Genomic DNA, 12,031 nt, shown 5'->3' on the forward strand with positions numbered 1-12,031 from the left:
TTCGCTCAGACTTCCAGGTTATCAATCAAGCGCGTCGTGCCCAGCTTGGCGGCGGCCAGCACGACGAGCGGGGTTGCGGTATCGGCCGGGCCGGGTGGCAACAGGTCCACGCGTCTTCTCACCGCGATGTAATCGGGCTCCCAGCCCCGCTGCGCAAGCGATTCCACGGCTTCCTTTTCGATCGATGCAAAGTCGCGATTTCCCGCCAGCACTGCATCGCGTACGCGATTCAGCGTTTTTGCCAGGATCGGCGCCTCGGCGCGCTCGGCCGCTTGCAGGAAGCGATTGCGCGAGCTGAGCGCCAGGCCGTCGGCGTCGCGCACGGTTTCAGCCGCGATGATCTCGGTGGGCAGCGCAAACTGGTGACACATCTGCCGCACGATCATCAGCTGTTGATAATCCTTCTTGCCGAAGACGGCCACGCGCGGCTGCACGCACGACATCAGCTTCATCACGACCGTACACACACCCTGGAAGAAACCCGGCCGGAACTCACCTTCCAGGATGTCTCCCAGATTAGTTGGGGGATGAACCCGGTATTGCTGCGGTTCCGGATAAAGATCGGCTTCGGTCGGTGCGAACAGCACGTAAACGTTCTCGGACTGCAGCTTTTCGATGTCGTCCTGCAGCGTGCGCGGGTATTTATCGAAGTCTTCGTTTGGTCCGAACTGCAGCCGGTTCACGAAGATACTGGCAACCACCGGATCGCCATGCTGGCGCGCCAGCCGCATGAGCGACAGGTGGCCTTCGTGCAGGTTACCCATGGTCGGGACGAAGGCGGTTCGGTTCTGGCCGCGCAACTGGTCGCGCAGTTCATGGATCGAGCTGATGACTTTCATCTAGCAGGTGTCTCCTGACGGGCAGCCTTGAAAACACTGCTCCAAGGGGAAAGAAAGGGGAAGGGGCTACGTTACGTTTGCGCTACTTTTGCGCCACGGAAGGCTTAAGCCGGCGAATACGCGAGTCTCACGTAGATGGGCGCATACGGCTCGGCCTGGGTGATTTCAATCAGCGCTTCACGCGACAGCTCAAGCATCGCGATGAAATTCACGACCACGACGGGCACGCCGCGCGATGCGTCGAAAAGATCGCCGAATTCCATGAAGCGGGCGTTCTGCAGGCGTCGCAGGATGGTGCTCATATGCTCGCGCACCGACAATTCCTCACGCGAGATCTTGTGATGCTCGACTAGCCGGGCGCGCTTGATGACGTCGGCCCAGGCGGCGCGCAGGTCGTTTGCATCGACGTCGGGGAAGCGCTGCGCCGAACTCTGCTCGACGAACACCTCCGCCCGCAGGAAGTCGCGGCCCAGTTGCGGCAGGTGATCCAGGCGCTGCGCCGCGAGCTTCATCTGCTCGTATTCCAGCAAGCGCCGCACGAGTTCGGCGCGCGGATCTTCCGCGTCCTCGCCGGTATCCGCTTTTTTCACCGGCAGCAGCATGCGCGACTTGATCTCGATCAGCATGGCCGCCATCAACAGATATTCCGCCGCGAGTTCCAGGTTGGATTCGCGAATCTGGTCGACGTAGCCCAGGTACTGACGCGTCACGTCGGCCATCGGGATGTCGAGGACGTTGAAATTCTGCTTGCGGATCAGGTACAGCAGCAAGTCGAGCGGACCTTCGAACGCTTCGAGGAAGATCTCGAGGGCGTCCGGCGGGATATACAGGTCGGTCGGCAGCTTCCAGAGCGGCTCGCCGTAGAGATGCGCGAACGCCACGCCGTCAATGGTGTTCGGCGTGGAGTCGTTCGCGGGCGCGGCTAGGGCCGCAGCGCGATCATCCTTACCCGAGTGTCCTGGATGACCAGAATGTCCCGGACGCTCCGAAGCTGGCTGCGCCTCGCGGGCGGCACTCACGTTCAGAAATTCTGGTAATAGACGTAGGGCGTTTGTTCGACCCGCGAAGTCTTGTTTTCCGAGCGCTCGTCCAGGTCGATAGGCTGTTTGTCCCACAGCAGCGCACGGCCTTGGCGCTGCTCTGCTTCGAGCGACGGTTTCTGCTCTTTCATCTGATTGATGAACTGGGTGATGTCCGACAGGTACATGATTCGACTTCCGTTGGCTCAGAGCGATTCGAAAACGGGCGCGGCGGAGCTTCCAGGCGAATAGCCGCCGTGAGTCGCCACCGTGATTCATCGCAATTTTACCGCAAGCATCGGGCAGCGGAGCGGTTAACCCGGCTGAAGCTCGCGGATAAGCGCAGACATCGGCCATCCGGTCTATCGGAACGGCCCCAGATGCAACCATAAGCCATGACAAGCATCGGTAAAACCTTGTCAATTATTGAAACACGCAAGGAACAAGCGCGATAGAGAGCCGTCCAAGGCGCACCTCCGGTATTTTTAGGAGCGGATGCGGGTGAGCGGGTGAGGCGAAGCGGGGCGACGATTGGGTTGAGTGTTGTCCGATCGGCTAACCCGGCGGTTTTTGGGACAGCCGGCCGCGCCAGTGTGGTGAAATAGCGCCTGCCGTACCGACGCTCGGCGCTTGCAGGCAAATGCGCAGCCGACATCAAGCCGGCACCGAGCGCCGGCCGTCCCGTGTCACCAACGCAATCCGATTAACCCAACCCCGGAGGTCACGTTTGGCGGGGCGCCTGTTTGATCCGCTGCGCATCAAGCGCGGGCAAGCCGATGACCGGCGGCTGAAGCCGCCGGTCATCGCGTCGTCGAAGGCGCCTTCCCGTGCGTGGTGGTGGTCATCCGTGCGCCGTGTCCTCTGGTCGCTCCACGCGCTGGCGCTGTTTGCCGTGGCCCAACCGGCGCATGCGAAATACGACGTGGACATCGACGCGCCGCGCAGCGTCCGGGCGCTGTTGAAAGATCATCTGGATCTGTCGCGTTTCAAGAAGCGTGACGACATCAGCGACGAACAATTCGACTTCCTGGTCACTGCCACGCCGCAGGAAGTCCGCGATCTCGTTGCAACCGACGGCTATTTCACGCCGATTGTGCGAACCGATGTAAAGCATGACGGCGATAAAAAATCGGTCACCATCAGCGTTGATCCCGGTCCGCAGACCAAGGTCGCCTCCGTCTCGCTGACGTTCAAGGGCGCCATCACGACCGAAGATCCTGCGCAGGAAAACGCCGCGCGTCTCGCGTTTTCAGTCAAGGAAGGCGATCCGTTCTCGCAAGACGCGTGGGATGACGCGAAGAATGCCGCACTCAAGGCGCTACAGGCTCGCCGCTATCTTGGCGCGAAAATCTCGCAATCCAAGGCGCGCGTGAATCCGCGCACGCATATAGCGGATTTGTCGGTGACATTCGATAGCGGTCCGACCTTCACCTTCGGCCAGCTCGACATCAGCGGCGTACGGCGTTACCCGGAAAAGATCATTCACAACGTGAACCGGATCAATCCCGGCGACACTTACGACGTCGCGCGCGTGAACGAGTTGCAGCGTCAATTGCAGAACACGCCGTATTACGCGTCGGTGGCTATCGATGCGGATAACGACGTCAACAAGCCGAATGAAACGCCGTTGCACCTGAAGGTCAGCGAGTATCCGTACAACAGCGTGCGTTACGGCGTGGGTTACGCGACCGATACCGGGCCGCACATCCAGGGCGCCTACAGTTACCTCGATACCTTCGGCAAGGCTTATCCGTTCACCATCTCCGGCCGTCTGGACCAGACGCAGCAATATGGCCAGGTGCAACTCGCGATGCCGCCGGACGGCCGCACCTGGGTGAACAGCGTGCTGGCTTCGTACACGAACACGAACGTATCCGATACGCGCATCTACAGCGCGCGCGTCGGCGTGCAGCGCACGCGCTCGCTGCAGAACATCGACACCACGTTTTCGCTGCTGTTGTATGCGGACCGGCTGACGCAAAATCTCGGTCCACCGACCAGCAGCCGCGCGCTGGTGCCGTCGTGGCAATGGGTGCGCCGTAATGTGGACGATCCGCTGTTCCCGCGCTCGGGCAACCTGATTCGGGCGGAAGCGGATGTCGCGGTGAAGGGCATTCTCACCGATCAAACCTTTGGCCGCGTTTATACGAACCTGCTGCAATACCTGCCGGTGGGCAAGAGCGACCTGTTCGTGTTCCGTGCGGAATTCGGCGGGGTGTTCACGGCGGGCAGCTCGAACGGTATTCCCGCGTCGCTGCTGTTCCGGGCGGGCGGGGCGAACTCGGTGCGCGGTTACGGTTATCAGAGCATTGGTAATGACGTCGATGGCTCCGTCTTGCCGACCAAGTACCTGATGACCGGCAGCTCGGAGTACCAGCACTGGTTTTCACACGATTGGGGCGGCGCGGTGTTCTTCGACATAGGCACGGCCACCGACACCTGGAAAGAGCGCGTATTCGAGCCGGGCACGGGTGTGGGCGTGCGCTGGCGCAGTCCGGTCGGGCCGGTCAACGTGGATATTGCGTATGGCTTCAAGAACCGCGATATCCGCCCATACCTGACGCTCGGGATCGCCTTTTGATGAATTTGCCTGGATTTTTTTCTCACTTGACCCTGCACGAATGAGCGACCAGAACGGCCAATCTCCCGCAGACCAACCGGACCCTTCCGAGGACCGGGGGAACGGCGCGTCTGAAAGCGGAGCGCGTGATCCGAAGCCACGGCGCGGCGGCTGGCGGCGCCTGGTCAAATGGCTCGGCGGTATCGTGCTGGTGCTTGTGTTGTGCCTGGCGCTCGGCGTCGCGATGATCCTTTACGGACTGAACAGCGAGCGCGGGACGCGCTATGTGTGGCAGGCGGCGACATCGCTGCTCGGCGGCCGGCTGAGCGGCACGCTCGATGGCGGGGCCATTGCCACGGGCCTGCGCTTGCGCAACGTGCACTGGAAGAGTCTGGACGGCAAGGGAACGGATATCACCGTCGACAGCGCCTCCGGCCGATGGGAACTGACACGTGAGCCGTTGCGGTTCACCATCGATTATTTGCGTGTCGGTACGGTCGATGCGCGCATTGCGCCCTCACCGAAAGACACCAGCAAAACCGAGCTGCCGACGGATTTGCGCTTGCCAATCCAGCTCGCCATCAGAGATGTGACGCTCGACAAGCTGCGTCTCCATGAAGGCGCGACGACCACCGAATTCTCGCGGCTCGCCCTCGACGGACATAGCGATGGCCGTCATCACGAGGCGCGCGTCCAGCGTCTCGATACGCCGTTCGGCGCGGTCACGGCGGCCTTGAAACTCGATGGCGGCGCGCGCCCGTTCCCGTTGACCGGCGATGCCGGTTATTCGGGCGAGGTCAGCGGCGAGGCCGTGCAGGTCGCCGCGCATCTGACGGGCTCGCTGGAAAACCTGGCCGCCGATATCAACGCAAGCGGGTTGAAGCTCAAGGGCCAGGCGCACGTCGAAGCTGCGCCCTTCGGCGATGTCCCGCTCAAGCGCGCGCTGGTGACCATCGATCACGTCAATCCGCAGGCGTTCAGCCCGAGCGCGCCGTTTGCGGATCTCGCATTGCGCGCCGAGCTGAAGCCCGATCCGGCTACGCCGAATGCGCTGGTGGTGACCGGGCCCATATCGATCGTGAACGCGAAGCCCGGCTCCGTCGATAACAAACTGATCCCCTTGATCGATGCCCACGCGAACGTGAAGCTTGATGCATCGGAGCAAATCATTTCGGACCTGAACGTGCGGCTGGTGAAGGATGCAACCGTCAGCGGCGGCGGAACGCTCAAGGGCGCGACGGGACAGTTCGACCTGAAGGTCGCGAAACTCGACCTGAACGCGATCGAATCGACCATCCGGCCGACGCAGTTTGCCGGCCCGATCGGCATCCATCTTGCCGGCGATACGCAGACCATCACACTCGATCTCAACGATCCGAAAGCGGCGCTGCACGCGCAGGGCAAGGTCACGCTCGACGCCAAACAAACCGCGTTCGATGCCGTGAAACTGAGCGTAGGGAAAGGCCGTATCGAGTTGAGCGGGGCGCTTCAGAAAGACATCCATTCGAGCTACGACCTGAAGGCCAAACTCATCGATTTCAATCCGCTGCTGCTGACCGACCAACTGGTCGCGAAGCCGCCGCCAAAGGGTTCGAAGGCGAAGCCGGTGGTTACTAAATCCAAGCCCATCGAAGCGCGCGTGAACGGCACGCTGTCGGCCACGGGTGTACTCGCGCCAACGCTCACCACCAAGGCCCAGTTCAAGCTCGGCGACAGCGTCTACGACAACCTCCCGCTCACCGGCGCGGGCACGATCCAGGTCGTGGGAACGCGCATCCTGCCGAGCAAGGCGACGCTCTCAATTGCCGGCAACGACATCGATCTCAACGGCAGTTTCGGCGGCCCGGGCGATCGCTTGCGTTTTCGTGTCGATGCGCCGCAACTCGAGCGCCTGGGTTTCGGCCTGGCAGGCCTGATCAAAGCCGATGGCGATGTCACCGGCTCATTCGCGCATCCGAATCTGGCGGCGAACTATCAGGCCGACAGCGTCGTGTTCGGCGCGAACCGCGTGGGCCATGCAGAAGGCCGGGCGGAAGCCCGCGACGGCGCGAACGGTGCGCTGGTGTTCACCCTTCAGGCCCGCGATGTCAGCACGGACGGCGTCGATCTCGCGAGTCTCGACGCGAACCTGAACGGCACGCGCGCGAACCACACGCTCAATGCGACCGCGCTCGGCAAGGTGCACGGCAACGCCGTCAACCTGACGCTGGCCGCCAACGGCCGCCTGACCGATGCCCGCGACGGCGCGCATTGGGACGGCACCGTGACGCGCCTGTCGAACAAGGGCACGCCGAGCGTGAATCTCGAGGCGCCGCTCACCGTCAGCTACGCGCCGAACCACGTGGTGCTGGGCGCGACACGCTTATCGGCGGAAGGCGCCGTGCTCGACTTGAAATCGTTCGCACTCGATGGCGGCCGTATCAGTTCGGCGGGCCAGTTGACGAACCTCTCGGTCGCGCGGCTGCTTGAAATTCGCCAGGAACTGGAAGGCGGACCGCCGCCCGTCAAGACCGACCTGGTCTTCGATGGCGACTGGAATTTCGCGCTCGGCTCCACCGCAACGGGTTACGTGCAACTGAAGCGCCGTTCAGGCGATGTCTCCATCGACGCCGCCCGCGGCGTCGCCGCGCTCGGCATCACGGACATCACCGCGCGCGCCGACTTTACCGGCGGCAACCGGCTCAACGCGACGGTGCATGCGCAGGCAACGCGAATCGGCGCGATCGATGCGAACGTCCACACCAACCTCGTCGCGCGCGACGGCGTGCTTACGGTCGCCGATGAAGCGCCGATCAGCGGCGCGATCGACGCGAACGTCCCCACGCTGCGCACGACCGGCGGGCTGCTCGGCCCCACCTATCTGCTCGATGGCCAACTCGGGTTGAAGCTGACCATCGCGGGGATCGTCGCGAAACCGACGGTCTCCGGCATGCTCACCGGCGACAAACTGTCGGTAACTGTCATCGATCAAGGCGTGCAGTTAAAGGACGGCGTGATCCGGATAGCGCTGTCCGAGAATCTGGTCGATTTCCAGCAGGTCGAGTTTCACGGTGCGAGCGGGACGTTGCGCGCGACCGGCAAGGTGCGGCTGGATCAGCAGCAGCCGGACCTGACGGCCAGCATCATTGCGGACAAGCTCGAGCTGTTTGCATCGCCTGACCGGCAGTTGCAGTTGTCGGGCAGCGCGTCTGTGGCGAACGCGGGCTTGCAGGGCGGCATGGCGATCGACGGCAAGTTCACCATCGATCAGGCGCTCTTCGATTTGCCCGAGAAATCGGCGCCATCGCTTGGCGACGACGTCGTGATCGTGCGTCCCGACGGTACGGTGAAGGGCGAGGATCAGCACGTTGTCGCAACCGGCGAGAAGCCCGTGGGCGCGTTCGCGCCGCGCGCGAATATTGATATCAATCTCGGCCAGAAATTCCGCTTCCGTGGCGCGGGCGCTGACCTTGGCCTCGCTGGCACCATCACCGCCATGAGCGCGCCGAACATGCCGCTGCGGGCGGTGGGCAATGTGCGCGTGACGCCGGGTTCCACGTACACGGCGTTTGGGCGGAAGCTGGGAATCGAGAACGGCTTTTTCACCTTCAACGGACCGGTCGCGAACCCCGGCATCAATATTCTGGCGATGCGGCGCAATCAGGAAATCGAGGCCGGCGTGCAGGTGACGGGCACGGTGCAGTCGCCGGTTGCCAAGCTGATTTCAGAACCGAACGTGCCGGATAACGAGAAATTATCGTGGCTGCTGTTCGGGCATGGCACGGATCAGGGCAACAACATTGGCCAGCAAAGCGCGATGACCAATGCGCTTGCATTGCTGGGGAGCACTCAGGGCAAGCGGATTGCGCAGACGTTCGGGCTGGATGAGTTTTCTATCGGAACGAGTGAGGTTGGGCTGACCGATCCGCAAGTCGTGATGTTGTCGAAGGCGATCAATGAACGGCTTGTGCTCGGCTATGAGCAGGGTCTGCAGTCGGCAAGCAACGCGATCAAGGCGACGCTGAGCCTGTCGCGGTTCTGGTCGATCTCGGCGTACGGCGGCACATTCCAGGGCATGGATTTGCTCTACACCCGGCGATTCGATTCGTGGTCGAAAAGGAACGGGCCGACAGAAGGGAAGTAGATTGCGGACCGCATAAACGTTAAAAGGCCGTATTCAACGTGAGTTGAATACGGCCTTTTGGTCTTGCTTTTCGAGCGGTGAAACCCGTACTTTTACTTCACGCGCATGCCCGGCTTCGCGCCGCCATGCGGCTCGAGAATATACAAGCCCGGTTCGGCTTTCTCGTCCTCGGCGGAAGCGGCCAGGACCATGCCTTCCGACAGCCCGAACTTCATCTTGCGCGGCGCCAGGTTGGCGACCATCACCGTGAACTTCCCGATCAGGTCCTGCGGCTGATACGCCGACTTGATCCCGGAGAACACGTTGCGGGTCTTTTCCTCGCCAATATCCAGCGTCAGTTGCAGCAGCTTGTCCGACCCTTCTACCGCCGTGCAATTCACGATCTTGGCGATTCGCAGATCGACCTTGGCGAAGTCATCGATGGAAATCACGCCTTCGGCTTCCGGCTCTTTCACCTTTGCCGCCTTCTTCGACGATGACGTGGAAGCAGCCGCAGGCTCGGCAGCAGCAGCTTGCCCAGGCGCAACCGATTCCCGGTTGGCCTCGATCAACGCATCAATCTGCTTCGGATCGACGCGCGTCATCAGGTGCTTGTACGCGTTGATCGGCTGTGAAGAACTGAGCGGCGCCGAAACATCGGCCCAGACCAGCGGCGCGACGCCAAGGAACCCTTCCACCGATTCCGCCAGCACCGGCAGCACCGGCTTCAACGCCAGCGACAGCAAGCGGAACGCTTCCAGGCTCACGCTGCAGGTTTCATGCAGCGCAGCCGGATTGGTTTCGTCCTTGGCTTGATCCCAGGGCTTCGCGGTATCAACGAACGCGTTGACGGCATCGGCGAGATCCATGGTCGTGCGCAACGCGCGCCCGTACTCACGCGCCTCGTAGAGCGCGGCGATCTCCGGTACGGCGGCGCGCAACTGCAGCAACAGCGGATGATTCATCGCGCTGTCCAGCACGCGGCCATCGAAGCGCTTGATCAGGAACCCTGCGGCACGGCTCGCGATATTTACGTACTTGCCGACCAGATCGCTGTTCACGCGCGCCTGGAAATCGGCCAGATTCAGGTCGATGTCTTCCATCGTGTGGTTCAGCTTCGCGGCGAAGTAATAGCGCAGCCATTCGGGGTTGATCCCCGTATCGATCACGCTTTTCGCCGTGATGAATGTGCCGCGCGACTTGGACATCTTGGTGCCGTCGACGGTGAGAAAACCGTGGGCGAACACGTTCGTCGGCGTGCGATGGCCGGAAAACTCCAGCATCGCGGGCCAGAACAGTGTGTGGAAATACAGGATGTCCTTGCCGATGAAGTGATACTGCTCCGTCTTCGATCCCGGCCGGATCCATTCCTCGAAATCGAGGCCGCGCGCATCGGCCAGATTCTTGAAGCTGGCGTAATAACCCACGGGCGCGTCCACCCACACGTAGAAATACTTGCCTGGCGCCCCCGGGATTTCGAAGCCGAAATACGGCGAGTCGCGCGAAATATCCCAGTCGGCGAGTTTCGCGTCGCCTTTGTCGCCGAGCCATTCGCGCATCTTGTTCGTAGCTTCGGGCTGCGCGAGTCCGCTGACCCAGCCGCGCAGGAAATCTTCGCAACGCGGATCGGAGAGGCGGAAGAAATAATGCGTCGAGGTTTTGCGCACCGGCGTCGCGCCCGACACCACCGAATACGGGTTGATCAGGTCGAGCGGCTGGTAAGTCGACCCGCAGACTTCGCAGTTATCGCCGTATTGATCCTTCGCGCCGCATTTCGGGCATTCGCCCTTGATGAAGCGGTCGGGCAGGAACATTTCCTTCACCGGATCGTAGGCTTGCTCAATATCACGCGCCTCGATCAGCCCGGCCGCCTTCAGCGACTCGTAGATGGATTCGCACAGCACGCGGTTTTCTTCGGCGTCGGTGGAGTAATAGTTGTCGAACGAGATGCCGAAGCTGTCGAAATCGCGCTTGTGCTCTTTCCCTACGCGCTCGATCAACTGCTTCGGCGTGATGCCTTCCAGCTCGGCGCGCAGCATGATGGGGGTGCCGTGGGTATCGTCAGCGCCGACGTAGTAGACCTCGTGACCGTGCATTCGCAGCGAGCGCACCCAGATATCGGTCTGGATGTATTCGACCATATGGCCGATATGAATCTGGCCGTTCGCGTACGGGAGCGCGGACGTGACGAGAATCCGGCGATGGCCAGGGGTGGCTGACGCCGCTGCGGAAACGGAGGGTGACGAGGTAGGTGCTGACATGAGGCGCTGGCCCTGCGGTTGAAGAATTCAGTGATTGCGTGAAAAAGCGAATCACGATTCTATCAGCCTGGGGTCTTTCGTTCGCACTGGGGCGGGAGCGGGGAAGGAGCGCTGGGAAGGGCGGCCGGGCTTGGCCGGAGACTTCCTCCAAAATCCAGGCGAAAAAAAACCGGGGCGATTAACGGATTAACGGCCCCGGAGCAACAACGACAAGAGGAGAATGGCACGTGGCGGCAAAGCCAGCCACCTACCGTTAATACAGACACGGACTGCAGGAGCAAAGTTTCAAATATTTTTCATGTTCGCGACGAGGTGGTGTTCCGCGGCGAAACGAATTGAATCTCTGAGCCTGACTACAGCGTCAATCTCCCTTGTAAATCAAGCGTCTTACTGAACTTGACCCGGCTGCGCGGTGGCGCGCAGATAGATTTCCACCCGACGATTCTGCGCACGGCCAGCTTCGGTGCTGTTGTCAGCAATAGGCTGCGTCTGGCCCATGCCCTGCGCCGACAGACGCTGACCTGCCACGCCATGACTAGCCAGATACGAAGCCACGCTTTGTGCGCGATTCTGCGACAGCGTCTGGTTGTATGCCGGCTGACCCGTGCTGTCCGTATGTCCAACCACTTGCGCGATCAGCTCAGGATGTTGCGTGAGCGTTTGCGTAACTTGATCGAGCACCGGTGCGAAACCGGGCTTGATGGCGTAGCTGTTGGTATCGAAGGAAATCGAGTTCGGGATGTTGACCTTCAGCGAACCGTCCGGCTGTTCCGTCACTTGCGTGCCCGTGCCCTTCGTTGCGCCGGTCAGCTTGCCCTTGATGGCCTGCCAGTTGTAGCCGGTGATGCCGCCCGCCGCCGCGCCTACGCCCGCGCCGATGGCAGCACCCTTGCCGCCGCCGAAGATTGCGCCAAGCGCCGCGCCAGATGCTGCGCCAATGCCCGTGCCAACGGCGGCGTTGTTGCCTTGCTCGGTTGCGCAGCCGGCGACAAGCGCGCCCGCGACAGCGATTACAGTCCAGCGGGTCATCATTTTCGAGTTCATTTGTTCATTCTCCAGGATACCAATTCAGACAAAGCCGGTGCCGACAGCCCGAAGGGTCTTCCGGCGCGTCGTAACGGCTGCCACTACAATACGGCCAAGGATTCAAGCGATTATAACGATGCATCCCCGAATCATCGCAGCGTCGGATAGTGCATCGCCCAGTGCTGCAGCGCAACGTGGTGCAACAATTCCTTTCAATTTCATAT

The 12,031-nt window shown here is 61.7% G+C and carries 7 protein-coding genes; 2 read left to right on the forward strand and 5 right to left on the reverse strand.

Annotated elements, in window-relative coordinates:
- Window positions 1-5 precede the first annotated feature (5 nt).
- The 3 genes from panC to ACSOSP_RS17295 form a co-directional block, all read right to left on the reverse strand.
- Window positions 6-839, reverse strand: coding sequence for a pantoate--beta-alanine ligase (gene panC / locus ACSOSP_RS17285; protein ID WP_455308541.1), 834 nt, complete (start codon window positions 837-839; stop codon window positions 6-8).
- Window positions 840-943: 104 nt separating this feature from the next.
- Window positions 944-1,729 (reverse strand): segregation and condensation protein A, encoded by a 786-nt coding sequence (locus ACSOSP_RS17290; protein WP_455311012.1) that lies wholly within the window; start codon window positions 1,727-1,729, stop codon window positions 944-946.
- A 131-nt stretch (window positions 1,730-1,860) separates the two neighbouring features.
- On the reverse strand, window positions 1,861-2,049 hold the full coding sequence (locus ACSOSP_RS17295) for a DUF3460 family protein (protein WP_455311014.1): 189 nt from the start codon (window positions 2,047-2,049) through the stop codon (window positions 1,861-1,863).
- Window positions 2,050-2,705: 656 nt separating this feature from the next.
- Between ACSOSP_RS17295 and ACSOSP_RS17300 the strand changes: the two genes are divergently transcribed.
- Window positions 2,706-4,439 carry an autotransporter assembly complex protein TamA gene (locus ACSOSP_RS17300; protein WP_455311016.1) on the forward strand — a complete coding sequence of 578 codons (1,734 nt, stop codon included), beginning with the start codon at window positions 2,706-2,708 and terminating at the stop codon, window positions 4,437-4,439.
- Between the two features lie 40 nt (window positions 4,440-4,479).
- Window positions 4,480-8,541, forward strand: coding sequence for a translocation/assembly module TamB domain-containing protein (locus tag ACSOSP_RS17305; protein ID WP_455308542.1), 4,062 nt, complete (start codon window positions 4,480-4,482; stop codon window positions 8,539-8,541).
- 92 nt (window positions 8,542-8,633) lie between these two features.
- Here ACSOSP_RS17305 and metG read toward each other — a convergent pair whose 3' ends face one another.
- Both metG and ACSOSP_RS17315 read right to left on the reverse strand, forming a co-directional pair.
- Window positions 8,634-10,781 carry a methionine--tRNA ligase gene (gene metG, locus ACSOSP_RS17310; RefSeq protein WP_455308543.1) on the reverse strand — a complete coding sequence of 716 codons (2,148 nt, stop codon included), beginning with the start codon at window positions 10,779-10,781 and terminating at the stop codon, window positions 8,634-8,636.
- 387 nt (window positions 10,782-11,168) lie between these two features.
- On the reverse strand, window positions 11,169-11,825 hold the full coding sequence (locus tag ACSOSP_RS17315) for an OmpA family protein (protein WP_455308544.1): 657 nt from the start codon (window positions 11,823-11,825) through the stop codon (window positions 11,169-11,171).
- Window positions 11,826-12,031 lie beyond the last annotated feature (206 nt).

This window comes from Caballeronia sp. KNU42 (genome assembly GCF_053760385.1).